The organism is Pseudomonas sp. 2725 (assembly GCF_050434585.1).
Taxonomy (GTDB): Bacteria; Pseudomonadota; Gammaproteobacteria; order Pseudomonadales; family Pseudomonadaceae; genus Aquipseudomonas; species Aquipseudomonas jessenii.
In genome coordinates, this window is sequence record NZ_JBNDIV010000004.1 from 512,200 (window position 1) to 536,580 (window position 24,381).

Annotated in this window: 23 protein-coding genes and 4 tRNA genes; 13 read left to right on the forward strand and 14 right to left on the reverse strand. The window is 59.8% G+C overall.

The window, feature by feature from the left end; translation table 11 throughout:
- The first annotated feature begins 72 nt into the window (after positions 1–72).
- From ABIE16_RS13730 to ABIE16_RS13750, 5 genes are read left to right on the forward strand one after another with little or no spacing between them, the layout of a single operon-like run.
- Positions 73–879: an alkaline phosphatase family protein gene (locus tag ABIE16_RS13730; RefSeq protein WP_057715773.1), complete on the forward strand. Its 807-nt coding sequence runs from the start codon at positions 73–75 to the stop codon at positions 877–879.
- 5 nt (positions 880–884) lie between these two features.
- Positions 885–1,721 (forward strand): ABC transporter permease, encoded by an 837-nt coding sequence (locus tag ABIE16_RS13735; protein ID WP_198530268.1) that lies wholly within the window; start codon positions 885–887, stop codon positions 1,719–1,721.
- A complete protein-coding gene (locus ABIE16_RS13740) occupies positions 1,708–2,508 on the forward strand; it encodes an ABC transporter permease (RefSeq protein ID WP_218497220.1) in 801 nt (266 codons plus the stop codon). The genes ABIE16_RS13735 and ABIE16_RS13740 overlap by 14 nt, the downstream gene beginning before the upstream one ends.
- Positions 2,505–3,494, forward strand: a complete 990-nt coding sequence (locus ABIE16_RS13745) for an ABC transporter ATP-binding protein (RefSeq protein WP_218497218.1) — start codon at positions 2,505–2,507, stop codon at positions 3,492–3,494. Before ABIE16_RS13740 ends, ABIE16_RS13745 begins: the two co-directional genes overlap by 4 nt.
- 34 nt (positions 3,495–3,528) lie before the next feature.
- Positions 3,529–4,182 (forward strand): HAD family hydrolase, encoded by a 654-nt coding sequence (locus tag ABIE16_RS13750; protein ID WP_150814121.1) that lies wholly within the window; start codon positions 3,529–3,531, stop codon positions 4,180–4,182.
- A gap of 114 nt (positions 4,183–4,296) precedes the next feature.
- Here ABIE16_RS13750 and ABIE16_RS13755 read toward each other — a convergent pair whose 3' ends face one another.
- Entirely contained in the window at positions 4,297–5,259 is a 963-nt protein-coding gene (locus tag ABIE16_RS13755) for a zinc-binding dehydrogenase (RefSeq protein WP_218497216.1), read from the reverse strand.
- A gap of 138 nt (positions 5,260–5,397) precedes the next feature.
- Between ABIE16_RS13755 and ABIE16_RS13760 the strand changes: the two genes are divergently transcribed.
- Together ABIE16_RS13760 and ABIE16_RS13765 are read left to right on the forward strand one after the other, a co-directional pair.
- Entirely contained in the window at positions 5,398–7,479 is a 2,082-nt protein-coding gene (locus ABIE16_RS13760; protein ID WP_429521370.1) for a carboxy terminal-processing peptidase, read from the forward strand.
- A 144-nt stretch (positions 7,480–7,623) separates the two neighbouring features.
- Entirely contained in the window at positions 7,624–9,414 is a 1,791-nt protein-coding gene (locus ABIE16_RS13765) for a bifunctional diguanylate cyclase/phosphodiesterase (protein ID WP_218497213.1), read from the forward strand.
- Between the two features lie 24 nt (positions 9,415–9,438).
- On the opposite strand, the gene ABIE16_RS13770 is transcribed toward ABIE16_RS13765, so the two are convergent.
- From ABIE16_RS13770 to ABIE16_RS13790, 5 genes are all read right to left on the reverse strand, one after another.
- Entirely contained in the window at positions 9,439–9,846 is a 408-nt protein-coding gene (locus tag ABIE16_RS13770) for a sel1 repeat family protein (protein WP_057715781.1), read from the reverse strand.
- Positions 9,847–10,218 carry a hypothetical protein gene (locus tag ABIE16_RS13775; protein WP_007898892.1) on the reverse strand — a complete coding sequence of 124 codons (372 nt, stop codon included), beginning with the start codon at positions 10,216–10,218 and terminating at the stop codon, positions 9,847–9,849. It lies immediately after the preceding gene.
- Complete coding sequence (locus ABIE16_RS13780; RefSeq protein WP_218497211.1) at positions 10,215–10,556, reverse strand: helix-turn-helix domain-containing protein; 342 nt, start codon at positions 10,554–10,556, stop codon at positions 10,215–10,217. Before ABIE16_RS13780 ends, ABIE16_RS13775 begins: the two co-directional genes overlap by 4 nt.
- Positions 10,557–10,670: 114 nt before the next feature.
- Positions 10,671–11,126 carry a YkvA family protein gene (locus ABIE16_RS13785; protein ID WP_057715782.1) on the reverse strand — a complete coding sequence of 152 codons (456 nt, stop codon included), beginning with the start codon at positions 11,124–11,126 and terminating at the stop codon, positions 10,671–10,673.
- Between the two features lie 292 nt (positions 11,127–11,418).
- Positions 11,419–12,135, reverse strand: a complete 717-nt coding sequence (locus tag ABIE16_RS13790; RefSeq protein ID WP_090453947.1) for an FKBP-type peptidyl-prolyl cis-trans isomerase — start codon at positions 12,133–12,135, stop codon at positions 11,419–11,421.
- Positions 12,136–12,405: 270 nt separating this feature from the next.
- On the opposite strand from ABIE16_RS13790, the gene ABIE16_RS13795 reads away from it, so the two are divergent.
- Positions 12,406–14,208: a di-heme-cytochrome C peroxidase gene (locus ABIE16_RS13795; protein WP_429521371.1), complete on the forward strand. Its 1,803-nt coding sequence runs from the start codon at positions 12,406–12,408 to the stop codon at positions 14,206–14,208.
- 28 nt (positions 14,209–14,236) lie between these two features.
- Complete coding sequence (locus tag ABIE16_RS13800) at positions 14,237–15,373, forward strand: catalase family protein (RefSeq protein WP_429521372.1); 1,137 nt, start codon at positions 14,237–14,239, stop codon at positions 15,371–15,373.
- Between the two features lie 184 nt (positions 15,374–15,557).
- On the opposite strand, the gene ABIE16_RS13805 is transcribed toward ABIE16_RS13800, so the two are convergent.
- The 4 genes from ABIE16_RS13805 to ABIE16_RS13820 form a co-directional block, all read right to left on the reverse strand.
- A tRNA-Asp gene (locus ABIE16_RS13805) sits at positions 15,558–15,634 on the reverse strand.
- A 15-nt stretch (positions 15,635–15,649) separates the two neighbouring features.
- A tRNA-Val gene (locus ABIE16_RS13810) sits at positions 15,650–15,725 on the reverse strand.
- A 198-nt stretch (positions 15,726–15,923) separates the two neighbouring features.
- Positions 15,924–16,000, reverse strand: a tRNA-Asp gene (locus ABIE16_RS13815).
- A gap of 19 nt (positions 16,001–16,019) precedes the next feature.
- A tRNA-Val gene (locus ABIE16_RS13820) sits at positions 16,020–16,095 on the reverse strand.
- Between the two features lie 159 nt (positions 16,096–16,254).
- Between ABIE16_RS13820 and rdgC the strand changes: the two genes are divergently transcribed.
- From rdgC to sugE, 3 genes are all read left to right on the forward strand, one after another.
- Positions 16,255–17,175, forward strand: a complete 921-nt coding sequence (rdgC, locus tag ABIE16_RS13825; protein ID WP_007969735.1) for a recombination-associated protein RdgC — start codon at positions 16,255–16,257, stop codon at positions 17,173–17,175.
- Positions 17,176–17,309: 134 nt separating this feature from the next.
- Positions 17,310–18,275 carry a bile acid:sodium symporter family protein gene (locus ABIE16_RS13830; protein ID WP_150814129.1) on the forward strand — a complete coding sequence of 322 codons (966 nt, stop codon included), beginning with the start codon at positions 17,310–17,312 and terminating at the stop codon, positions 18,273–18,275.
- A gap of 118 nt (positions 18,276–18,393) precedes the next feature.
- A complete protein-coding gene (sugE, locus tag ABIE16_RS13835; RefSeq protein ID WP_007977599.1) occupies positions 18,394–18,708 on the forward strand; it encodes a quaternary ammonium compound efflux SMR transporter SugE in 315 nt (104 codons plus the stop codon).
- 126 nt (positions 18,709–18,834) lie between these two features.
- Here sugE and ABIE16_RS13840 read toward each other — a convergent pair whose 3' ends face one another.
- The 4 genes from ABIE16_RS13840 to ABIE16_RS13855 all read right to left on the reverse strand — a co-directional run bounded on the left by ABIE16_RS13840 (position 18,835) and on the right by ABIE16_RS13855 (position 23,613).
- On the reverse strand, positions 18,835–20,709 hold the full coding sequence (locus ABIE16_RS13840; protein ID WP_090453940.1) for an MFS transporter: 1,875 nt from the start codon (positions 20,707–20,709) through the stop codon (positions 18,835–18,837).
- A gap of 96 nt (positions 20,710–20,805) precedes the next feature.
- Entirely contained in the window at positions 20,806–21,957 is a 1,152-nt protein-coding gene (locus ABIE16_RS13845; protein WP_429521373.1) for a TDT family transporter, read from the reverse strand.
- A 105-nt stretch (positions 21,958–22,062) separates the two neighbouring features.
- Positions 22,063–22,374: a cupin domain-containing protein gene (locus ABIE16_RS13850; protein WP_429521374.1), complete on the reverse strand. Its 312-nt coding sequence runs from the start codon at positions 22,372–22,374 to the stop codon at positions 22,063–22,065.
- 48 nt (positions 22,375–22,422) lie between these two features.
- A complete protein-coding gene (locus ABIE16_RS13855; RefSeq protein WP_429521375.1) occupies positions 22,423–23,613 on the reverse strand; it encodes an MFS transporter in 1,191 nt (396 codons plus the stop codon).
- Positions 23,614–23,761: 148 nt separating this feature from the next.
- Between ABIE16_RS13855 and ABIE16_RS13860 the strand changes: the two genes are divergently transcribed.
- Complete coding sequence (locus tag ABIE16_RS13860) at positions 23,762–24,298, forward strand: TetR/AcrR family transcriptional regulator (protein ID WP_340315149.1); 537 nt, start codon at positions 23,762–23,764, stop codon at positions 24,296–24,298.
- Positions 24,299–24,381: the final 83 nt, after the last annotated feature.

Sequence of the window (24,381 nt, forward strand, 5' to 3'; positions counted from 1 at the left end):
CGCGAGCAAGCTCGCTCCCACAAGGGATTGGTTGCGTACTTGAATCATCTGTTTCACGGAGTCATCGCCCCTATGAAGCACAACGTCATCCTTGTCGTGCTCGACGGCCTCAACTACGAGGTCGCCCGCCACGCCATGGGGCACCTGCAGGCCTACGTCGGCGCAGGACGCGCGGCACTCTACAAACTGCAGTGCGAGTTGCCGGCCCTGTCCCGCCCCCTGTACGAATGCATCCTGACCGGCGTCGCGCCGATCGACAGCGGCATCGTCCACAACAATGTCTCGCGCCTGTCCAACCAGCGCAGCATCTATCACTACGCCACTGACGCAGGCCTTGTCACCGCGGCGGCGGCCTATCACTGGGTCAGCGAGCTGTACAACCGCTCGCCCTTCGTGGCGGCCCGGGACCGTCACACCGATGACCCGCAACTACCGATCCAGCATGGGCATTTTTACTGGAACGATCACTACCCGGATTCGCACCTGTTCGCCGACGCCGAAAACCTGCGCCTGCGCCATGCACCGAATTTTCTGCTGATCCACCCGATGAACATCGACGACGCCGGGCACAAGCACGGCCTCGACACCCCGCAGTACCGCAACAGTGCCCGCTCGGCCGACATCATCCTGGCCGACTACCTGCAAGGCTGGCTCGATGCCGGTTACCAAGTGCTGGTCACCGCCGACCACGGCATGAACAACGACCGCTCCCACAACGGGCTGCTTGCCGAAGAACGCGAAGTACCGCTGTTCGTCCTCGGCGACGCTTTCAGTTTCGATTCGGGCGCTGCGCCCGAACAGACTGACATTTGCGGCACCGTCTGCGAACTGCTGGGCGTGCCTCACGACAAGCCGGTGTGCCGGGAGCTTCTGAAGTGAATTCCATGACTCGCGGCAAATGGCTCGCGGCCTTGTGCCTGGTGCCATTTGCGCTGTTCTTCATCGTGTTCGAAATCGCACCGCTGACCTGGGTGATGATCAACAGCCTGCAATCGGAAGAGTTCGGCTGGGGCCTGGCCAACTTCACCAAGATCTTCAATTCGAAGTTCTACTTGCAGGCGATCCAGTACAGTCTCGAGATCAGTTTCTGGTCCAGCTTGTTCGGCATCATCATCGCGGTACTCGGCGCCTATTCCCTGCGCCGGGTGGACTCGAAACTGCGCAACTTCGTCAACGCCTTCGCCAACATGACCAGTAACTTCGCCGGTGTGCCCCTGGCCTTCGCGTTCATCATTCTGCTCGGCTTCAACGGCAGCTTCACCATCCTGCTCAAGCAGGCCGGGATCATTCAGGACTTCAACCTGTACTCGAAAACCGGGCTGATCCTTCTCTACACCTATTTCCAGATTCCTCTTGGCGTGCTGCTGCTCTATCCGGCCTTCGATGCCCTGCGTGAAGACTGGCGCGAGTCCGCTGCGCTGCTCGGCGCCGACGGTTGGCAGTACTGGCGCCACATCGGCTTGCCTGTTTTGACGCCGGCACTGCTGGGCACCTTCGTGATCCTGCTGGCAAACGCCCTCGGTGCCTACGCCACGGTGTACGCCCTGACCACCGGCAACTTCAACGTGCTGCCGATCCGCATCGCGGCGATGGTATCCGGTGACATTTCCCTGGACCCGAACCTGGCCAGCGCCCTGGCCGTGGTGCTTGTGGCCTTGATGACCCTGGTGACCATCGTGCATCAGTTGCTGTTGAAGAGGAGCTACCATGTCTCGCGCTGAACTGGGGCCCGCCGGTGTCTACCACCGCGTCGTGGTGTATCTGCTGTTTGCCATCCTGCTGTTGCCGCTGCTCGGCACGCTGATCTATTCGATCTCCAGCAGTTGGTCGGCGACCATTCTGCCCAGTGGCTTCACCCTCAAGTGGTACATCCAGCTGTGGAGCGATCCGCGCTTCCTGAATGCGTTCGGGCAGTCGCTGCTGGTCTGCATCGGTTCGCTGATTCTTTCGGTAGTGCTGATTCTGCCGTTGCTGTTCGTGGTGCATTACCACTTCCCGAAACTCGACGCACTGATGAACATCCTGATCCTGCTGCCCTTCGCCGTGCCGCCGGTGGTGTCGTCGGTGGGGCTGTTGCAGCTTTATGGTTCCGGACCATTCGCCATGGTCGGCACGCCGTGGATCCTGATCGGTTGCTACTTCACCGTGGCGCTGCCGTTCATGTACCGGGCGATCACCAACAACCTGCAAGCGATCAACCTGCGCGACCTGATGGATGCCGCCCAGTTGCTCGGCGCCAGCACCTTTCAAGCCGCCTTCCTGGTGGTGCTGCCGAACTTGCGCAAGGGCCTGATGGTGGCGTTGCTGCTGTCGTTCTCGTTCCTGTTCGGTGAGTTCGTGTTTGCCAACATCCTTGTCGGTACCCGCTACGAAACCCTGCAGGTCTACCTCAACAACATGCGCAACAGCAGCGGTCATTTCACCAGTGCGCTGGTGATTTCCTACTTCTTCTTTGTGCTGGTTCTGACCTGGATCGCCAATATCTTGAACAGGGACAAAAGCGAATGAGCTATGTCAGCGTCCAACATCTTCAGAAAAGCTTCGCCGGCACCACGGTGTTCAGCGACATCAATTGCGAAATCCAGAAAGGTGAATTCGTCACCCTGCTCGGTCCGTCCGGTTGCGGCAAATCCACCCTGCTGCGCTGCATCGCCGGCCTGACTTCGGTGGATGGCGGCAAAATCCTGCTCGATGGTGCCGATATCGTGCCGGTGAGCCCGCAGAAACGCGGGATCGGCATGGTGTTCCAAAGCTATGCGCTGTTCCCCAACATGACCGTGGAGCAAAACGTCGCCTTCGGCCTGCGCATGCAAAAGGTCAATGCCGATGACAGCCGCAAACGCGTCGCAGAAGTGCTCAAACTGGTGGAGCTCAATGACTTTGCCGCGCGTTACCCGCACCAACTGTCGGGCGGTCAGTGCCAGCGCGTGGCCCTCGCCCGCTCCCTGGTGACCCGGCCACGCCTGTTGTTGCTGGATGAACCGTTGTCGGCCCTGGACGCGCGGATTCGCAAACACCTGCGCGAACAGATCCGTCAGATCCAGCGCGAACTGGGCTTGACCACGATTTTCGTCACACACGATCAGGAAGAAGCCCTGACCATGTCTGACCGGATTTTCCTGATGAATCAGGGAAAGATCGTACAAAGTGGCGACGCCGAAACCCTCTACACTGCGCCAGTCGATGTGTTCGCCGCCGGGTTCATCGGCAACTACAACCTGCTTGACGCCGACAGTGCCTCGAAGCTGTTGCAGCGACCGATCAACAAGCGCATTGCCATTCGCCCGGAAGCCATCGAACTGAGCCTCAACGGTGAACTGGACGCGCAAGTACGCAGCCACAGCCTGCTGGGCAACGTGATTCGCTACCGGGTCGAAGCCCGGGGCGTGGAATTGGTGGTGGATGTGCTGAACCGCTCGGCGGCCGACCTGCATCCCGATGGTCAGCGCCTGGCGCTTTCCATCGATCCGACGGCCCTGTGTGAGGTAGCCTGATGCCTTTGCTGACGCTGAAGAGAGAACTGCACTGATGGCCCTGGCAATTTTTGATCTGGACGAAACCCTGATCCACGGCGACTGCGCCTCACTGTGGAGCGAGCAAATGGTCCGCCTCGGCTGGGTCGATGGCGAGTCGTTCCTGCGTCGCGACAAGGAATTGATGGATGCCTACGGCAGGGGCCATCTGGCCATGGAGGACTACATGGCCTTCAGCCTGGAACCATTGATTGGTCGTACGCCTGAAGAAGTCGCGCACCTGGTTGGTCCGTGGGTAGAGGACTTCATCGAGCCGATCATTTTCAGCGATGCCACCAAAGCCATCGCCGCGCACCGCAAGGCCGGCGACCGGATCCTGGTGATCTCGGCCTCGGGCACGCACCTGGTCGGTCCCATCGCCGAGCGCTTGGGCATCGACGAGATTCTGGGCATCGAACTGGAAGTGGCCCATGGCGTCTACACAGGCCACACCGTTGGCACCCTGACCTACCGCGAAGGCAAGATCACCCGCTTGCTGGAGTGGCTGGATGCAGAGGAGGAAAACCTCGAGGGTGCGAGTTTCTATTCCGACTCCCGCAATGACCTGCCGCTGTTGCTGAAGGTGGACTTCCCCCACGTGGTCAACCCGGATCCGGTGTTGCGCGAGCAGGCTGAAAAGGCTGGCTGGCCGATCCATATCTGGAAGTAACCCGGATCCCCTGTGGGAGCGAGCCTGCTCGCGATAGCAGTGTGTCAGTCAACGTTAATGCCGACAGACAGACCGCCATCGCGAGCAAGCTCGCTCCCACAGTTTTTTGTGTTGTCAGGTGAGGCTTTCGTCAATCACCAGCACCACCTTCCCCGCCACGGTATTACTCGCCAACTCGGCAAACGCCGCCTCGGCATCCTTGATCGGGAATGTCCTGGCCAGTTGCGGGCTCAAGCGCCCTTCAGCAAACAACGGCCACACATGCTGGCCCAAATCACTGAACAGATCGGCCTTGAACTGATCGTCGCGACTGCGCAAAGTCGAACCCAGCAACTGCACACGCTTGGCCAGCACCTGAGCCAGATCCAGCTTGGCCTCGCGGCCGCCCATCAGACCGATCAACACCCAGCGGCCATCCTGCGCCAGCAGCTTGAGGTTCAGGGCCGCGTAATTGCCGCCCACCGGATCGAGAATCACATCGAACGGCCCCAGATCCCGCAGGCTCTCCAGATCGCCATTACGCACCACGCCGCCCTGGGCGCCCAGCGCTTCGCAGTACGCCAATCGCTCTGCGGAGCCGACACTGACCCAGCACGGGTTACCGAAGGCTTTGCACAGCTGAATGGCAGCTGAACCGATTCCACTTGCCCCGGCATGCAGAAGAACTTTCTGACCCGGTTTGAGCGCGGCCAGTTGAAACAAATTCAACCAGACTGTTGCATAAACTTCGGGCAATGCAGCCGCTTCGAACAGTGACATTCCATCGGGAACCGGCAGCACATGCCGCCCGTCGACAACCACCTCTTCGGCCATCCCGCCCCCGGCCAGCAAGGCGCAAACCCGATCGCCGACCTGCCAGGAGGACCCGGCGCCCACCTCGCTGATGACCCCCGAGCACTCTAGACCGAGCACTTGACTGGCCCCTGGCGGGGGCGGGTAAAGGCCGGCCTTCTGCAACAAATCGGCACGATTGAGGCCCGCTGCCGCCACTCGTATACGAACTTGTCCTACATCGCATGCAGGACTCGGCTCATCAACCCATACCACTTGACCGTCAACGCCTTGCAATGCTTTCACAGTGCCTCCATAGTGAGTCTGGACTGAGCCCGAAGCTATAGCGTCGGGTTTTTTGCATTATGCGACCGGCTCCCAAAGAACCGGCGACTTCAAAGACGGCCTAATATGCGTTATCAATTGTCCCCGCGTCGAATCAGCATGAAGCATCTGTTCCCCAGCACTGCCCTCGCTTTATTCATCGGTATCGGCTTGCTGCCGATGTCGAGCAATACATTCGCAGCCAATAGCTGGGACAAGCTTCAACCCGATCGTGACGAAGTGATCGCCAGTCTGAACGTCGTGGAGTTGCTCAAGCGCCACCACTACAGCAAGCCGCCGCTCGATGACGCACGCTCGGTAATCATCTACGACAGCTACCTCAAGCTGCTGGATCCGTCGCGCAGCTACTTCATGGCCAGCGATATTGCCGAATTCGACAAGTGGAAGACGCAGTTCGACGATTTCCTCAAGAGCGGCGACCTGAACGCCGGGTTCACCATCTACAAGCGCTACCTGGACCGCGTCAAGGCGCGTCTGGACTTCGCTATTGCCGAGCTGAACAAAGGCGTCGACAAGATCGACTTCACCACCAAGGAAACCTTGCTGATCGACCGCAAGGACGCCCCTTGGCTCAAATCCACCGCAGAACTCGACGACCTGTGGCGCAAACGAGTCAAGGACGAAGTCCTGCGTCAGAAGATCGCCGGCAAGGATTCCAAGCAGATCCAGGAAACCCTGACCAAGCGCTACAAGAACCAGTTGGCGCGCCTGGACCAGACCCGCGCGGAAGACATCTTCCAGGCGTACATCAACACCTTCGCCATGTCCTACGACCCGCACACCAACTATCTGTCGCCGGATAACGCGGAGAACTTCGACATCAACATGAGCCTGTCCCTCGAGGGCATCGGTGCCGTGTTGCAAAGCGATAACGACCAGGTGAAAGTCGTGCGCCTGGTGCCGGCAGGTCCCGCGGACAAGACCAAGCAGGTTGCACCGGCCGACAAGATCATCGGCGTTGCCCAGGGCAACAAGGAAATGGTCGACGTCGTGGGCTGGCGCCTGGACGAAGTGGTCAAGCTGATCCGTGGTCCGAAGGGCACCGTGGTGCGCCTGGAAGTTATCCCGGCCAGCAATGCGCCGAACGACCAGACCACCAAGATCGTGCCGATCACCCGTGAAGCGGTGAAACTCGAAGATCAGGCCGTGAAGAAGTCGGTCTTGAATCTGAAGCAGGACGGCAAGGACTACAAGCTCGGCGTCATCGAGATCCCGGCGTTCTATCTGGACTTCAAGGCCTTCCGTGCCGGCGATCCGGATTACAAGAGCACCACCCGCGACGTCAAGAAACTGCTGACCGAATTGCAGAAAGAGAAAGTCGACGGCGTGGTCATTGACCTGCGCAACAACGGCGGCGGTTCCTTGCAAGAGGCCACCGAGCTGACCAGCCTGTTCATCGACAAAGGCCCGACCGTGCTCGTGCGTAACGCCGATGGCCGGGTCGATGTCCTGGAGGATGAAAATCCGGGTGCGTTCTACAAAGGCCCCATGGCGTTGCTCGTCAACCGCCTGTCCGCCTCGGCTTCGGAGATTTTTGCCGGCGCCATGCAGGACTACCACCGCGCGCTGATCATCGGCGGCCAGACCTTCGGCAAAGGCACCGTGCAGACCATTCAGCCGCTCAACCATGGAGAACTGAAACTGACCCTGGCCAAGTTCTACCGGGTTTCCGGGCAGAGCACCCAGCATCAGGGCGTCTTGCCGGACATCGATTACCCGTCGATCATCGACACCAAGGAAATCGGTGAAAGCGCCCTGCCGGAAGCCATGCCGTGGGACACCATCAAGGCGGCGATCAAGCCTGCGCTCGACCCGTTCAAGCCGTACATTTCGCAGCTCCAGTCCGAGCATGACGTGCGTACGGCCAAAGATGCAGAGTTCGTGTTCATCCGCGACAAGCTGGCCCTGGCGCAGAAACTGATGGCCGAAAAAACCGTCAGCCTCAACGAAATCGAGCGCCGTGCCCAGCACGCCGACATCGAAGCCAAACAGCTGGCCATGGAAAACATCCGTCGCAAGGCCAAGGGCGAAGAACCGCTCAAAGAGCTGAAGAAAGAAGACGAGGACGCCCTTGCGGCCGAGGACGACAAGACCAAACCGGAAGACGACGCCTACCTCAGCGAAACAGGGCGGATTCTGCTGGACTACCTGAAACTCAACACGGCAGTGGCCAAGCACTGAGTTTGTACAAACAACTGATGGCAATTTAATGCTGACGCCCCGGTAGCGTCATCAAACAGTCATCATTCTGTCGTGAAATAAAGGACCGGGCGTGCCCTTTTTACCAAGGACACGCCCAGTCCTTTTTTATTGCCAGAGATCGCCATGACCACAACCGAACAGCTGAGTGCCTTGAGCTCGATCCTGAGTCAAAGCGGTTTACACAGTCTGTTCCAACCGATCATCAGCCTCTCTGAACGACGCATCCTCGGTTACGAAGCCCTCAGTCGTGGCCCCTCCAACAGCCCTCTGCACTCCCCTGTCGCCCTGTTCGCCGTCGCCCGCCAGGCCGGACGCCTGAGCGAGCTGGAAATTGCCTGCCGCAAAAGCGCTTGCCGACGCTTCAATGAGCAACAACTGCCAGGCCTGTTGTTCCTTAACGTGTCCCCGGAGTCCCTGCTCGAAGCGGCCCATCAACCGGGGCGCACCCTGCAATTGCTGCAGGATTTCGGCATTGCGCCAAGTCAGGTGGTCATCGAGCTCACGGAACAGACGCCGACGGATGATTTCCAGCTGCTGCAAACCGCCCTGCATCACTATCGGGCGATGGGGTTTTCGATTGCGCTGGATGACCTGGGGGCGGGCTATTCGAGTTTGCGCTTGTGGTCCGAGCTACGGCCGGATTACGTGAAAATCGACCGGCATTTCATTGATGGCATTCATCAGGATGCGCTCAAGCGCGAGTTCGTCGGCTCGATCCTGCAAATCGCCAAGGCCTCGCGGGCGCAAGTCATCGCCGAAGGTATCGAGCTCCCCGAAGAACTCACGGTGCTGACCGAAATGGGCGTGGACCTGGTGCAGGGCTATCTGCTCTGCCGCCCCCAGGAACACCCGCCACGGGATGCCCGGACATTGATGCCCCGACAGGACAGCACCGCCGTTGCACTGAGCGAAGACGGCAGCGACCTCAGCGCCCTGCTCAACGAGCTGCCCGCGGTGAACCGCGACACGCCGACCGCCACGGTGCTCGAAGCCTTTCGCCGCCAGGCCAACCTGAACTCGCTGGCAGTCCTGGATGAACAGGGTCAACCCTGCGGCATTGTCCATCGTCATTCGCTCTCCGACGTCCTGCTCAAGCCCTTTGCCACCGACCTGTTCGCCCGCAAGCCCATCAGCCGCCTGATGAACGACGACTTCCTCGCCGTCGAACTGAGCCAGTCACTGCAACAAGTCAGCCGCCTGATCACCAGCCGTGCCCGCCAGCGCATCGAAGAAGATTTCATCATTACCCTCAACGGCGGTTACCTGGGGTTGGGCCGGGTGATCGACGTGCTCAAGCTGATCACGGAACTGAAGATCCAGCAGGCCCGCTACGCCAACCCGTTGACCTTGCTTCCGGGCAACGTGCCGATTCAGCAATGCCTGACGCGACTGCTGCAACAGCGAAGGGAATCGGTGATCTGCTACGTGGACATTGATAGCTTCAAACCTTTCAACGACATCTACGGCTATGGTCGCGGCGACGAAGTCCTGCTGTGCCTGGCGCAATGCCTGAACGATCGCGTCGACCCGTCCCGCGACTTCGTCGGCCACATCGGCGGCGATGATTTCCTGCTGGTGCTAGGCCCGGAAGACTGGCGCAAACGTTTGAACCAGTTGCTCGACGACTTCCAGAGCCAGTGCCGGCGCTTCTACCGCAGCGAGCACCTGGAAGCCGGCTGCTTCATCGCACCCAATCGCCAAGGGCAGCGCCAGGAGTTTGCGTTGTTGTCGCTGTCGATCGGCGTAGTGCATTTGCATCCACAGGCCTGTGGACAACTCGATGCGAGCCAGTTGGCCGAGATGGCATCACAGGCCAAGCACCATGCGAAAAATGTGCAGGGCTATAGCGTGCATGTGATTGATAGCCGGGTGGTTTCGACTGTTGAAGAGCTGCTCGTTTCCGGGCATCGATAAGGGCGCTTTCCGGCTTCACTCCCATCAACGAGGCGCCGAGGAAGACTTCAGCTCTTCGAGCTTGATCGGCGCCAATGGATGCCCGGCCTTCGCCGCCATCTCCCAGAATCGCGCCGCTTCGACCGGATCCGGAGCCTTGCTCGCCGTCCCGGCCAGCGTGATCACGCCCACCTGATACGCCGCCTTGCCATCGCCCGCCAACGCCGCCAGGCGCAACAAACGCACGCCCTCCTCACGAGCACCGAGGCCGACGCCGCGAAACGCCAGGATGTGCCCATAGAAGCTCTGGGCGCCGACATCGCCCAGGTTGGCCATGCGTGCGAACTGGCCTTCGAGCCAGCGCCAGCCACGTGGCTGACGGACAAACCATGACCAGTGAAACAATCGGCGCGCGAGCCAGTAACCAGCCCGCGCCTTGAGTTGTAAAAACACTCAGGCCTCGGCCGATTCCGGGTATTCGTACTCGAATACCCGCACCACTTCCGAAGCATGCCAGGATGCGGCGGCAACGCCGTCCGACGGCCCGGAAAAACGCCCGAGACGCTCGACACATTCAAAGAATCCGGTGCGCGGCAAGCGGCTGGCGCCCTGACTGATCACCAGTGAACTGCGCAATGGCTGCTCCGCCCTGGCGTCCAAAGCCGCCAGATGCTCAAGGGCCGCCGTCAGGGTCTGCATGGCCGGGGTCGGCAGCTGCAAACGTTCCAGCAATGCCCGATACGTCAACAGATGGCGCTGACGACGCGCCTGATCCAGTTCGCCGAGCAATCCGTCCCAATGTTGACGACTGATGCGTACGCTCACGATTCATCCCTCCACCCTGGCACCGTCAATTCCCAGGCCAGGCTACGGCGAATCGCGGCGTCGGGCAGACGCTCGCCACTTTCGATCATGGCCAGGTAAGACGGGCTGATGCCTACCGTGCGGGCCAACGCCTCGATGGCGATGCCCTTCCCCTCGCGCAAACTGCGTAGTTGATCCAGACCCGGAAGTATCGCGTCTGGTGTCGCCGCCTGAGGCTTCGTGGCTTGAGGCGACTCTTGCTCTTTGATGCCCGCTGCTTTCAATAACGCCTGATACTGAGCCCATGGCAGAACCGCATATTCGGGCTCGCCTTCGCGTGTAATTATCTGAATATCCATCACTACCCCGTAGGACAACAACACTTAGCGAGTCGGCACTTTTCCCTAGAAGTGTAATCCTAACAGCGGCCAAGGTCGCGGGGGGCATCAATCTATGAACTCGTCAAAATCGAATCAGTGTTTTTTCGGGCCTTGAAGTTGAAGTTGCTCGGGGGTATCAGGCAGACGCTCAACCACCGCGAGCTTCTCCGGCACCTGCCGTTTGCGCCAGGCGCGGAAGGCATTGAGCTCGTCGTCGAGCACTTTCATCAGCCATGCCAGTACCGCGATGTCATCGAGCATGCCAAATACTGGAATGAAATCCAGGATCGCATCCACCGGACTGAGGAAATACATCAGGCCCGCGACAACCGAAACCAGCGCCTTGGGGCTGATGGCGCGATACTCACCACGCCAGTAGGCCAGGCAGAGTGCCTGCAACAGCTTCAAGTCGTCCTTGATCTTGCCCAATCGATTACCCTGGCTTGCGCCTTTACTGGCGACCGCGAACAACAGGGTTGGCAATCGACCGCGTGCCAGCAGACGTCCGGCCAGTGGCAGGAAACGAGCGAAACTCCAGGGCGTTTTCATCATTCCTCCCGTTGAAATGTTATCCACACAAATTGTGGATAACCTTGTGAACAGAGCTGCTTTTCATCGCTGTAAGCCCCGTTTTACAAGGCCCGCGTTCAGATCGGGCGTTTTTTACTCATCAAAAAAAACCCATAATTTCATTGACTTGGCGGCCTTGTGCGTCTACCGCCAACACTACTATGCCTAAGACTCCAGCCTAGAGCGTCTGTTCGTTTTGTTTACCCGTACCGAACGCCAGATGCAACAACGCCCCGCATGAGCGAGGCGTTGTTATCGAAGCAGGCGCTGGTTACTTGGCAGCGGCGTCTTCTTTTGCCGGATCCTTGATGGCCAGCAGTTCCAGGTCGAATACCAGCACCGAGTTGGCTGGAATCGCCGGGCTTGGGCTTTGAGCACCGTAAGCCAGGTCAGCAGGGATGTACAGCTTGTACTTCTCGCCAACGTGCATCAGTTGCAGGCCTTCGACCCAACCCGGGATCACACCGCTGACCGGCAGATCAATCGGGCTGCCGCGCTCGACGGAGCTGTCGAATACGGTGCCATTGGTCAGCTTGCCGGTGTAGTGAACGGTCACTACGTCAGTCGGCTTTGGCTGAGGACCATCGGCTTTCTGCACGACTTCGTACTGCAAGCCCGAAGCGGTGGTGGTCACGCCAGCTTTCTTGGCGTTGTCTTCGAGGAATTTCTTGCCGGCAGCCGCCGACTCTTCGCTCATCTTGGCCATGCGCTCTTCGGCACGCTTTTGCAGTGCGGCGAACGCCTCGACCAGTTCTTCGTCTTTGAGCTTCTGCTCTTTCTTGCCGACGGCGTCTTCGATGCCCTGGGCTACAGCCTTGGAATCCAGGTCATCCATGCCTTCCTGAGCCAGGCTCTTGCCCATGTTCAGGCCAATGCCGTAGGAAGCTTTTTGCGCCGGAGTTTTCAGCTCTACGCTGGTCTGCGAATCACAACCCGCGAGTACCAGGCCAACCAGGGCTACCGCCGCCGCCAACCGATGCTGTTTCATGCTATTTCCTTGTTCATGCGCCTAAAGGGCAATCGAGTAAAGCCGCGAGCTTATCAGGCCGCCACGACCAATGGCTACCGGCATGAGAGCCGGAAACAATTGATAAGTTCAGGTGTTTAAACGCATTTCACAATTCCTGTCGATGAAGCTTCTTTCATCTTGTTCCGACGCAGGCTGATTCCTGAACCTACAATATCTGGCGTAATGGCCTCTTGCCCCACCCTGAGTGCTCGGGCATAACGGCAGGATAATTCGACAAGGAAGTTTATTTTGCGCCTCTTCTTTCGTTTGCTGATTCTCATCGCACTACTGCTCGGGCTGGTCATCGCCGTGGTTCTTTATTACGTCGCCAACCCGAAATTGCCGGCCTGGTCGCCCGCACAACAGGTGCATTACCTGGAGCAATGGAGCGCCGCCGATCGAGATACTTATTACTTCACGCCCCAGGGCACTCAGGTCAAAGGCTTGCGCTATGACTGGTTCACTGCCCTCGAACTGCCCTTCTCGCAACAACGCTTCGCCACTCCCGAATACCTCGCCCGCTTCGGTTTCCTGGTGGACCCCGGCCAGGCACCAACACCGAACAACCCCGGCAACCTCCCGGCAGGCTTTACCCGGCACCAGAACGCGGGGAGCCCGGATGTGTTTCTGGATATCACCTGCGCGGCCTGCCACACCGGTGAACTGCGTTTCAAGGGTCAAGCCCTGCGTATCGACGGCGGCTCAGCGCAACATGTGCTGCCGTCCAGTGTTCCTACGCTCAAAGGCGGCAGTTTCGGACAGGCCCTGGTGGCCAGCCTCGCCTCCACTTACTACAACCCGTGGAAATTCGAGCGCTTCGCACGCAACGTGCTTGGCCAGGACTACGAGACGCGCCACCAACAGTTGCGCAAAGATTTCAAATCTTCACTGGATACATTCCTCAAAGTGGCCTGGAACGACACCCATCGCGGGCTCTATCCGACCGAGGAAGGCCCGGGGCGCACAGACGCCTTCGGGCGCATCGCCAACGCCAGCTTCGGTGATGCGATTTCCCCCGAAAACTACCGCGTGGCCAATGCCCCGGTCGATTATCCACAGCTGTGGGACATGTGGACGTTCGAATGGGTGCAGTGGAATGGTTCGGCGAAACAACCCATGGCCCGCAACATCGGCGAGGCGTTGGGCGTCGGCGCCACGCTGAATTTCTTCGACAAGAACGGCCAGCCGTTGATGGGCGATGCCCGCTACCCGTCCAGTGTCCGCGTACGCGATCTGCACCTGATCGAAGAAACCCTGCAACGACTCTCGCCTCCGGCCTGGCCGGAAGACCTGTTGGGCGCGGTCGACAAGCCTCTGGCAGCCCAGGGGCGCACCTTGTTCGCCGAAAACTGCGCGGGTTGCCATGTACCGCGCACCACCCAGGGCGAGGGACGATACGTCCAGCACCTGAAAATGCTCCCGGTGGATTACATCGGCACAGACCCCGGCGCGGCCAACAACATCGCCGACCACCGCTTCGACCTGACAGCGCTGCAATGGAAGCAGGCCGAACTGGAAAAACTCGATGTCGAGCCAAAACCCGACGAGCCTCTGGACCTGAGCAAGATGTCCGTGGCCAAGGGACTGGCCTATGTCACCGCCTATGTCCAGGGCCGCGCGTATCAAGACGCCAATGTCACCCCTGCCGAGCGCCCTGAAATGGACGGTTTCGGTCTGCCAATCGGAGTGCGCGAATTGCGTTCGTACAAGGCCAGGCCATTGGCGGGTGTATGGGCGACACCGCCGTTTCTGCACAACGGTTCGGTACCGAGTATTTATCAGCTGCTATCGCCTCAGGATGAGCGTGCGACCACGTTCTATAAAGGCACTTTCGAATACGACCCGAGACACCTCGGTTACCGCACCGAAGCCTTTGCCAATGGCTTCCTGTTCGACACGCGTATCACCGGCAACCACAACAGTGGCCATGAATTCCGTGCCGGCAAACTTGGCAATGGCGTGATCGGCCGCGGGTTGCAACCGCAAGAACGCTGGGCATTGCTGGAGTATCTGAAAGTGCTGGGCGGCCCGCTGGAGGCGCAATTGCCATGACCACTGCCTCAGTCAGGAGAACGTTCCCATGCTGATAACGCTCTGGCTGCGCCTGGGCGCCTTCCTCGCCAGGCTGTTGCTGTGGTCACTGGTCCTCGGCGTGCTGGGCTGGGCCCTGGCCAGCGCCTGGTTTGCCTGGCAGCATCGCGGGCCGGTCTCGGCGCAGGAGTTGATTGCGGACGACGAAGCGGCGATGACCCAGGACATCATCCAGACCGCCGTGCGCATCGTCGATCAGCACCGTGAAAGCACCCGCTACCTGCGCGACGCCCATGCCAAGGCCCATGGCTGTGTGAAGGCCGAGGTTCAGGTGCTGCCGGAACTGCCAGGCGAACTGCGCCAGGGTGTGTTCAGCGAGCCGGGTAAAACCTGGCAAGCGACAATGCGCCTGTCCAACGGCAATGCCTACCCGCAGTTCGACAGCATCCGCGACGCCCGGGGCATGGCGATCAAACTGTTCGATGTGCCGGGCAAGCAACTGTTGAGCGACCGGCAGGGCCGAGGTGAACAGGACTTTGTGATGTTCAACCACCCGAACTTCTTTGTCAGTAATGTCGCCGAATACCGTCAGAACGTCGCCGCCCAGGCCGATGGTAAAAAGATGATGGCCTTCTTCCCCGGCCGGGACCCACGCACCTGGCAGGTTCGCCACCTGTTCATTGCCCTGGCGACACTGGCCCCTGCCCCGTCGAGCCCGACCCAGACGACGTACTTTTCGGTTTCACCCTACAAATTCGGTGAAGCCAATGCGAAGTTCCGGGTCATGCCCGATCCCGATGGCTGCCCGGCCTACAACCTGCCGGAACAGAATCGCAAGCTGCCAAACTTTCTGCGCAATGCGCTGAACCAACAGCTGTCGACCGACCGGGTGCCTGCATGTTTCGCCTTGCAAATCCAGCGACAGGACGCCAACAAGTACATGCCGATTGAAGACACCAGCATTGAGTGGCGCGAGAGCGATGCGCCCTTCGAGACGGTGGCGCGAATCAAGGTTCCGGCGCAGGACTTCGATACACCGGCGCTGAACCTGCAATGCGACAACCAGTCGTTCAATCCCTGGTTCGGCATCGAGGCGCACCGACCGATTGGCGGGATCAATCGCCTGCGCAAGGCCGTGTATGAAGCCGTCAGCGACTACCGGCACAGCCGTAACGCCGGACTGTAGGAGCGAGCTTGCTCGCGAAAAACCCATGGGCGCCGCTGGCTAATCTACGCGTTATCGTTAACGACCATCGCGAGCGAGCTCGCTCCTACGGGAGCGAGAAAAGCCAAATCCCGGACAGCAAAAAGCCCGCACAAGGCGGGCTTTCTGTGGTGACCTGGCGTTCAGTGTTCCAGGTTACCGAATATGGCGCAGCGGACGGGACTCGAACCCGCGACCCCCGGCGTGACAGGCCGGTATTCTAACCGACTGAACTACCGCTGCGCGTAGCGTTGAAAGTGGTGGGTGATGACGGGATCGAACCGCCGACATTCTGCTTGTAAGGCAGACGCTCTCCCAGCTGAGCTAATCACCCTTTACCTTCGTTGCGGGGCACATTATGCCACAGGTTTTTATAAAGTGTTGATTTATTTGAAGTTTTTTCAAAAAAATCTAAAAACCGGTGAAACGATGCAACCTGCAGGAACAACATACAAACTTGGAACAGAAAAAAACCCGCGTTAGCGGGTTTTTCCGTGGTGACCTGGCGTTCAGTGTTCCAGGTTACCGAATATGGCGCAGCGGACGGGACTCGAACCCGCGACCCCCGGCGTGACAGGCCGGTATTCTAACCGACTGAACTACCGCTGCGCGTAACACTGAAAACGAATGGTGGGTGATGACGGGATCGAACCGCCGACATTCTGCTTGTAAGGCAGACGCTCTCCCAGCTGAGCTAATCACCCTTCGCTTCGGTGTGGCGCGCATTCTACGGAGCGACCCAACCTCTGGCAAGCACTTTTTAAAATAATTTTCTCAGCCCTTCCAAAGGCTTAGAGAAAGGTTGGCCTATGGCACGGCGAAGACAATAATGCCCCCCTTTGTATAAAGGAGAGACTCACCCCATGTGGTTCAAAAACCTGCTTATCTATCGCCTAACCCAAGATCTGCCTGTTGATGCCGAGGCGTTGGAAACTGCACTGGCCACCAAACTGGCGCGCCCATGTGCAAGCCAGGAGTTGACCACCTACGGTTTCGTCGCGCCATTCGGCAAAGGCGAAGATGCGCCACTGGTACACGTCAGCGGTGACTTCCTGCTGGTGTCCGCGCGCAAGGAAGAACGTATTTTGCCAGGCAGCGTCGTGCGTGACGCCGTCAAGGAAAAGGTCGAAGAGATCGAAGCCGAGCAAATGCGCAAGGTCTATAAGAAGGAGCGCGATCAGATCAAGGATGAAATCATCCAGGCCTTCCTGCCCCGCGCCTTTATCCGCCGCTCGTCGACCTTCGCCGCCATCGCGCCGAAACAGGGCCTGATCCTGGTCAACTCGGCCAGCCCGAAACGCGCCGAAGACTTGCTGTCGACCCTGCGTGAAGTGATCGGCACCCTGCCGGTGCGTCCGCTGACCGTGAAGATGTCCCCGACCGCGACCATGACCGAGTGGGTCACCACCCAGAAAGCCGCGGACGACTTCTTTGTGCTGGACGAGTGCGAACTGCGCGACACCCACGAAGACGGCGGCATCGTGCGTTGCAAGCGCCAGGACCTGACCAGCGAAGAAATCCAGCTGCACCTGAGCACCGGCAAAGTGGTCACTCAACTGTCCCTGGCCTGGCAGGACAAACTGTCCTTCGTCCTCGACGACAAAATGGTGGTCAAGCGCCTGAAGTTCGAAGACCTGCTGCAAGACCAGGCGGAACAGGACGGCGGCGACGAAGCCCTGGGCCAACTGGACGCCAGCTTCACCCTGATGATGCTGACCTTCGGCGACTTCCTGCCGGCGCTGGTTGAAGCGCTGGGTGGCGAAGAGACTCCGCAGGGGATCTAACGCCTTTTGATCTCTAATGTAGGAGCGAGCTTGCTCGCGATGGAGTGTCAGTAGCCCCTCTTTGTCTGACACACCATCGCGAGCGAGCTCCTACAGGGGGGGGTTGTAGAGTCACTTAAAATAAGGATCAGGCCATGCGCGCACTGGCTGCATTAAGTCGTTTTGTCGGCAACACCTTCGCTTACTGGGTACTGATTTTCGCTGTCGTGGCGTTTCTGCAGCCGGCATGGTTCATCGGCCTCAAAGGCGCCATCGTGCCCTTGCTGGGGCTGGTGATGTTCGGCATGGGCCTGACCCTCAAACTCGAAGACTTCGCCGAAGTCGCTCGCCATCCTTGGCGCGTGGCCCTGGGCGTGGTTGCCCATTTCGTGATCATGCCGGGCGTGGCGTGGTTGCTCTGCCAGGTGTTCCACTTGCCGCCGGAAATCGCCGTCGGCGTGATTCTGGTCGGCTGCTGCCCAAGCGGCACCTCGTCGAACGTGATGACCTGGCTGGCCCGTGGCGACCTGGCGCTGTCGGTGGCCATCGCCGCCGTCACCACCCTCCTCGCCCCGCTACTGACCCCAGCCCTGATCTGGCTGCTGGCCTCGGCCTGGTTGCCGGTGTCGTTCATGGAGTTGTTCTGGTCGATCCTGCAAGTGGTGCTGTTGCCGATCGTGCTGGGCGTGGTTGCCCAACGGGTGCTCGGCGACAAGGTTCGCCATGCCGTGGACGTGTTGCCGCTGGTGTCGGTGGTCAGCATCGTGATCATCGTCACCGCAGTCGTCGCCGCCAGCCAGGCGAAGATCGCAGAGTCCGGTCTGTTGATCATGGCCGTGGTCATGCTGCACAACAGCTTCGGCTACCTGCTGGGTTACTTCACCGGACGCCTATTCAAGCTGCCTCTGGCCCAGCGCAAGTCCCTGGCCCTGGAAGTCGGCATGCAGAACTCCGGATTGGGTGCCGCATTGGCGAGTGCACACTTCTCGCCACTGGCGGCGGTGCCGAGCGCCTTGTTCAGCGTGTGGCACAACATTTCCGGGGCATTGCTTTCGACGTATTTCCGCCGCATGAGCGAGAAACAGGATCGGGAAATGGCGGCGCAACAGGCCAGTAACTGAGTTGAAAACTTGATCCCCGGGTTAATGCTGGGCACTATATTGCGCAACGCGGGGACGACCTCGCGGCTCGATCGAGTCATTAATCAGGGGACGACCCCGTCAGACGATGGAGGTCTTCATGTCTTGGATCATTCTGTTTTTCGCCGGCCTGTTCGAAGTGGGCTGGGCCGTCGGCCTCAAGTACACCGACGGCTTCACCCGCCCGCTTCCCACTGTGTTGACCGTTGCGGCCATGGCTATCAGCCTTGGTTTGCTCGGCCTTGCGATGAAGGAATTGCCGCTGGGTACGGCCTATGCGATCTGGACCGGTGTCGGCGCCGTAGGCACGGTGATCGCCGGGATCATTCTGTTTGGCGAGTCCATGGCGCTGGTGCGGTTGGCGAGTGTGGCGTTGATCATTTCCGGGCTCGTTGGCCTGAAGGTCAGCGCTTAACTTTCAGACCGCCATCGCGAGCAAGCTCGCTCCCACAGGAATCGAAGGTGTTGCGACAATCTGCGACACACCGTGGATCCCTTGTGGGAGCGAGCCTGCTCGCGAAGCGGCCCGCGCAAACAACCGCTATCTGACGGCCCCACGCAAATCCCCCACCAACGCCTGCAACTTGACCGGCTCCGCCACCTCAACCGCCACCGCCGGCCCTGCCACCAACGTCACCCGCGACCACAACCGGCGAAACAGTCCTTTACCCGGATCGCGGCTGAAGAAACTCCCCCACAACCCCTGCAAAGCCAACGGAATCACCGGCACCGGGGTCTCTTCGAGAATCCGCGTCAAGCCGCCCTTGAACTCGTTGATCTCGCCATCGGCGGTCAATTTACCCTCGGGAAAAATGCACACCAGTTCACCGTCCTTCAGATACCGGGCAATGCGCGTGAAGGCTTGCTCATATATCTGGATGTCTTCCTGGCGCCCGGCAATCGGAATCGTCCCCGCGGTACGGAAGATGAAGTTCAACACCGGCAGGTTGTAGATCTTGTAGTACATGACAAAGCGAATCGGCCGACGTACCGCGCCGCCAATCAGCAAGGCGTCGACGAATGACACGTGATTGCACACCAGCAACGCCGCGCCTTCATCGGGAATCAAATCCAGATTGCGATGTTCGACGCGGTACATGGAATGGCTGAGCAGCCAGATCATGAAACGCATGGTGAACTCGGGGACGATCTTGAAGATGTAGGCGTTGACGCCGATGTTCAGCAACGACACCACCAGGAACAGCTGCGGGATCGACAGCTTGGCCACACTCAGCAAGACGATCGAGACAATCGCCGACACCACCATGAACAACGCATTGAGGATGTTGTTGGCGGCAATCACCCGCGCCCGCTCGTTCTCGGCGGTACGCGACTGGATCAGCGCGTAAAGCGGCACGATATAGAAACCGCCGAAGACACCCAGGCCGAGGATGTCGAGCAACACCAGCCAGGCGTGGCCAAAACCGAGGATCTCGATCCAGCCATGGCCGGCGGCGCTTTCCGGTATTGAGCCGGAATGCCACCACAGCAGCAGGCCGAAAACGGTCAGGCCGAACGATCCGAACGGCACCAGACCAATCTCGACTTTGCGCCCGGAGAGTTTCTCGCACAGCATCGAACCCAATGCGATGCCGACCGAGAACACTGTCAGAATCAGCGTCACCACGGTTTCGTCGCCGTGCATCCATTCCTTGGCATAGGCCGGGATCTGCGTCAGGTAAATCGCCCCGACAAACCAGAACCACGAGTTGCCGACAATCGAGCGTGACACCGCCGGCGTTTGCCCCAGGCCCAGCTTCAACGTAGCCCAGGACTGGCTGAAAATGTTCCAGTTCAGGCGCATTTGCGGCGTGGCCGCCGCCGCCCGGGGAATGCTGCGGCTGGCCAGGTAGCCGAGCACGGCAATGCCGATGATCGCCGTGGACACCACCGGCGCGTAGTGCGCCGAAGACATCATGACCCCGGCGCCAATGGTGCCGGCCAGGATCGCCAGGAAGGTGCCCATTTCCACCAGGCCGTTGCCGCCTACCAGTTCATCTTCCCGCAGGGCCTGCGGCAGGATCGAGTACTTCACCGGCCCGAACAGCGCCGAATGGGTGCCCATGGCGAACAGCGCCAGCAGCATCAACGACAGGTGATCGAACATGAAGCCGACGGCGCCGACCGCCATGATGGCGATTTCCCCAAGCTTGATCAGGCGGATCAACGCGTCCTTGGCGAACTTTTCCCCGAATTGCCCGGCCAGGGCCGAGAACAGGAAAAACGGCAGGATAAACAGCAGCGCACACAGATTGACCCAGACAGAGCGGTCACCTTCGATGGTCAGTTTGTACAAAATGGCCAGGATCAACGACTGCTTGAACACGTTGTCGTTGAACGCCCCGAGGGACTGGGTGATGAAGAACGGCAGGAAGCGCCGGGTGCGCAGCAAGGTGAACTGTGAGGGGTGACTCATCTTCCATGTGTCCCTGATGTTAGGTAGCGAGTGGCCTGGATTCTTATTGGATTATCAAAAGTCGATCCAGGCCACACCTTACCTAATCTTTGCCGGTTATTTCTTCAATCCGGCAATGCACGGCGAGACAAACAGCTCGCCACGCCAGGCGCCCAGCACCGTGCGCTTGCCGACGATCAGCCACATCACCGCCAGCAACGCCACCAGCACGCAGCCAAACACACTGAAGAACATCAAGTTCAAGGTACTGGCCAGTTTCAACGTCGCCAGAGAATAGACGCCCAGCGGGAAAGTGAAGCCCCACCAGCCAAGATTGAAGGGAATGCCGGCACGCAGGTAGCGCACAGTGATCAACAACGCCATCAGCATCCACCACAGGCCGAAGCCCCACAGGGTGATGCCGGCCACCAGACCCAATCCTGCGGCAATCTCACCGATTCCCGGCATGCCGTTGGCCGCGAAAATCAGCGGTGCATCGCCGCCCAGTACCAGCATGCCCAGCGCACCGGTGCCGATCGGGCCAAGGGCCAGCCAGCTCGAGGCGGCCATGTTTTCGTGGGGCAGTTTATGCAGGGCCATGCGCAGCAACAAAATGGTCAGGATGCTGAAGGCCACCGGCAGGGAAAACGCCCAGAGCACATAGCTGGTCACCAGCACCACCAGTTGCGAATGAGCGTCTGCCAAATGCGGCGCCAACAGCCCCCCGCTGGCGGCCGCCACTTCTGCCGCGACCACCGGTAACAGCCAGACCGCTGTCATCTGGTCGATGCTGTGCTCCTGACGGGTAAACATCATGTAGGGAATCAGCACGCCACAGGCCAGCGACATCGCCACATCCAGCCACCACAGCACCTCGGCGAGGTGAATCACACCGTCGCCCCAGCGCGGCAGGCCGAACACCAGGAAGCCATTGATGATGGTCACCAGCCCCATGGGGATGGTGCCGAAAAACATCGAAACCGTGGAATGGCCGAAAATCCGCCGCGCCTCGTCGAAAAACAGCACCCAACGCGCCGTGTATAGCGCCGTAAACAGCAGGAACAGAGCGATATTGAACAGCCAGAGGGCTTCGGCAAAGGCGTGCAAGGCAGGTGTGGCAACCGGCAACTGCGCCAGTGCCAACGCCAGCACGCCGGTGCCCATGGTGGCCGCGAACCAGTTGGGGGTGAACTGGCGGATCACCTCGCGGGGATGCTGCAAGTAACTGAAAGGTTTGATTCCGGGCTTGATGCTATTGGCGCATGTCATGGCGAACTCCTGTCCTCTCGTGAGGTAGAGCCCATGTTAGATCCGAATAGAATATCTATATAACGGGTAATATCTCTATATCTTATCGATATCACTTATATAGCGTCAGACACTCCCTTCCGATTCGATCACCAATATCCGAGCCGCTCCTACCGGATGCGCCACATGTTCAGTGCCAACCGAAGCATAAAAAATATCACCGACCTCCAGCAAAGCCTCCTGCTCCACCCCCTCTTCGCGATAACGCATCCGGACCTGGCCATCGAGCACCACGAACACTTCCTCGCCATCGTTGACGTGCCACTTGTAGGGTTGATCGGTCCAGTGCAGCCGCGTGGTGATGCCGTTCATGCTGGCGATTTCCAGCGCGGCCCAGGCACGCTCGCCAGTGAACGACTTGCTGCGGATGATCTTCATGGTCCGATCCTTCGAGTGAATTGAGTGGGTGCCAAGGCTAACTCAATTCTACCGATTGGCCTCGCAGCCCCTGGCCGAACGTGATCGCAGTAGACTCGCCATTGCGCTGAGAGCCAGCACAATCAGCATCGCACCATAACCATCGGTCGTTGCCACCAGACCAAACGTCCGCTCCAGGTTCCCGGCCAGTAGCGCCGGGAGGCAGAACGCCAGATAACTCAGCGCATAATATGCCGACATCAACCCGGCGCGCTCATGGGGCAAGGCCTGCGGCACCAGACTGCGCACCGCCCCGAGGAAACCGGCACCGAAACCGCAACCGGCGACCAGCGTGCCGAGGAAAAACAGCGGCAGACTGGCGCTGTGCACGCCCAGTAGAATCAGGGCGACTCCCGCCGGCAGCAAACAGGCGCCCATTTGCAGCGCCTTGGTCGCAGCCTGATTGCGCAGGGTGTAAATCATCAGGGCGCCGGTCACCGTCAATGCGGCGACGGTCGCCCCGCCAATCAGATTCGAGGTCGAGCCAGTCGCCGTGCGCACCAGCGAAGGTGCCAACGATGCGTAAAAACCGCCGAGCGCCCAGACCGCCGTGTTGAGCGGCAACACCCGCCACAAAGTGGAACGTGCCTGAGCCGGCACATACAGGGTCGGTCGCAATGAGGCCCACACACCAGGCTGGCGCGAGACGCTTTCCCGCAATCGCCAGACATACACGGCCTGCATCGCGAACAGGGCCAGCAGCAGCCAGAAGGTCAAATGCAGCGGCGCGGGGGCAAACTCGGCCAACACACCACAACCCAGCGCCCCCAGAGCCATCCCGAGTAAAGGCGCGACGCTGTTGACCAGCGGCCCCTGCTCGCGGTCGGTGTCGAGCAGCGTTGCACTCAGAACCGCGGTTGCCATGCCGGTGGCGAACCCCTGCAGCACCCGGGCACTGATCAGCCAGGCGACGCTGTCGGCATGGATAAACAGCAACATCGCCAGGATATTCAGCATCACCGCCGTAAAGATCACCGGTTTGCGCCCCAGGTAATCCGACAGCGAGCCGACTGTCAGCAACGCCGCCAACAGGCTGAGGGCGTACACGCCGAAAATCAGGGTCAGGGTCGCGGCCGAAAACTGCATCTGCTCCTGATACAGGTGATACAGCGGGGTCGGCGCAGTGGAGGCCGCCAGGAAACTGAGCAAGGTAACGGCCAGAAACCACAGGCTGGCACGATTTGAATGAGAACCGGGCATCGATACACTCCGCAAAAGCTAATTTTTTGCTTTTGCGGAGTGTGCTACTGGCCCCCTCTTAAAGCAAATTCTTTGTGTTAAGGTCCGATGCATGGCTTTCAGGACCGGGTGCCAGCCGCAAGACCCGGTGCAATTCAGGAAACACAAGATGACAGCTCCCACATTACGCCCCGGCGGCCGCAGCGCCCGGGTGCAAGAGTCGATTCATTCGGCCGTGCGTCAACTCCTTGAGGAGCAGGACCGCGCCAGCGTGACGGTGCCGCAAATTGCAGCGCGCGCGGGCGTCACACCGTCCACCATCTATCGACGCTGGGGCGATGTGTCGGCGCTGCTGGCAGACGTCGCCCTCGCCCGCATGCAGCCCGACAACGAACCGGCCAACACCGGCAGCCTTCACGGCGACGTGCGGGCCTGGGCGGAGCAGTACCTGGACGAGATGAGCTCCGAACCCGGCCGCAACATGCTGTGCGACGTGCAGGCGGCGTTGAAGCCGAGTTATTGCGCGACCATCATTGGCGGGCAATTGCAGACGATTCTGGATCGCTATCCGGATGAGCCCAGGCCCAGTGTCGATCGGTTGATCAATCTGATCGCCGCGCCGACGGTGTTTCGCATCCTGTTTGCCGAGGCGCCGCTGGAGGTCGAAGAGTTGCATCGATTGATCGAGATCGCATTCAGCCAGTAAGTCCCCTATCGCGAGCAAGCTCGCTCCCACAGGGGAGGGCGAACACAGGGCAAATGTGGGAGCGAGCTTGCTCGCGATGGGGC

Excerpts from the sequence above, each read along its gene's own strand:
- ABIE16_RS13730 (WP_057715773.1), top strand. The coding sequence starts at position 73 with ATGAAGCACAACGTCATCCTTGTCGTGCTCGACGGCCTCAACTACGAG.
- ABIE16_RS13735 (WP_198530268.1), top strand. The coding sequence starts at position 885 with ATGACTCGCGGCAAATGGCTCGCGGCCTTGTGCCTGGTGCCATTTGCG.
- ABIE16_RS13740 (WP_218497220.1), top strand. The coding sequence starts at position 1,708 with ATGTCTCGCGCTGAACTGGGGCCCGCCGGTGTCTACCACCGCGTCGTG.
- ABIE16_RS13745 (WP_218497218.1), top strand. The coding sequence starts at position 2,505 with ATGAGCTATGTCAGCGTCCAACATCTTCAGAAAAGCTTCGCCGGCACC.
- ABIE16_RS13750 (WP_150814121.1), top strand. The coding sequence starts at position 3,529 with ATGGCCCTGGCAATTTTTGATCTGGACGAAACCCTGATCCACGGCGAC.
- ABIE16_RS13760 (WP_429521370.1), top strand. The coding sequence starts at position 5,398 with ATGAAGCATCTGTTCCCCAGCACTGCCCTCGCTTTATTCATCGGTATC.
- ABIE16_RS13765 (WP_218497213.1), top strand. The coding sequence starts at position 7,624 with ATGACCACAACCGAACAGCTGAGTGCCTTGAGCTCGATCCTGAGTCAA.
- ABIE16_RS13780 (WP_218497211.1), bottom strand. The coding sequence starts at position 10,556 with ATGGATATTCAGATAATTACACGCGAAGGCGAGCCCGAATATGCGGTT.
- ABIE16_RS13785 (WP_057715782.1), bottom strand. The coding sequence starts at position 11,126 with ATGAAAACGCCCTGGAGTTTCGCTCGTTTCCTGCCACTGGCCGGACGT.
- ABIE16_RS13790 (WP_090453947.1), bottom strand. The coding sequence starts at position 12,135 with ATGAAACAGCATCGGTTGGCGGCGGCGGTAGCCCTGGTTGGCCTGGTA.
- ABIE16_RS13800 (WP_429521372.1), top strand. The coding sequence starts at position 14,237 with ATGCTGATAACGCTCTGGCTGCGCCTGGGCGCCTTCCTCGCCAGGCTG.
- rdgC (WP_007969735.1), top strand. The coding sequence starts at position 16,255 with ATGTGGTTCAAAAACCTGCTTATCTATCGCCTAACCCAAGATCTGCCT.
- ABIE16_RS13830 (WP_150814129.1), top strand. The coding sequence starts at position 17,310 with ATGCGCGCACTGGCTGCATTAAGTCGTTTTGTCGGCAACACCTTCGCT.
- sugE (WP_007977599.1), top strand. The coding sequence starts at position 18,394 with ATGTCTTGGATCATTCTGTTTTTCGCCGGCCTGTTCGAAGTGGGCTGG.
- ABIE16_RS13840 (WP_090453940.1), bottom strand. The coding sequence starts at position 20,709 with ATGAGTCACCCCTCACAGTTCACCTTGCTGCGCACCCGGCGCTTCCTG.
- ABIE16_RS13845 (WP_429521373.1), bottom strand. The coding sequence starts at position 21,957 with ATGACATGCGCCAATAGCATCAAGCCCGGAATCAAACCTTTCAGTTAC.
- ABIE16_RS13850 (WP_429521374.1), bottom strand. The coding sequence starts at position 22,374 with ATGAAGATCATCCGCAGCAAGTCGTTCACTGGCGAGCGTGCCTGGGCC.
- ABIE16_RS13855 (WP_429521375.1), bottom strand. The coding sequence starts at position 23,613 with ATGCCCGGTTCTCATTCAAATCGTGCCAGCCTGTGGTTTCTGGCCGTT.
- ABIE16_RS13860 (WP_340315149.1), top strand. The coding sequence starts at position 23,762 with ATGACAGCTCCCACATTACGCCCCGGCGGCCGCAGCGCCCGGGTGCAA.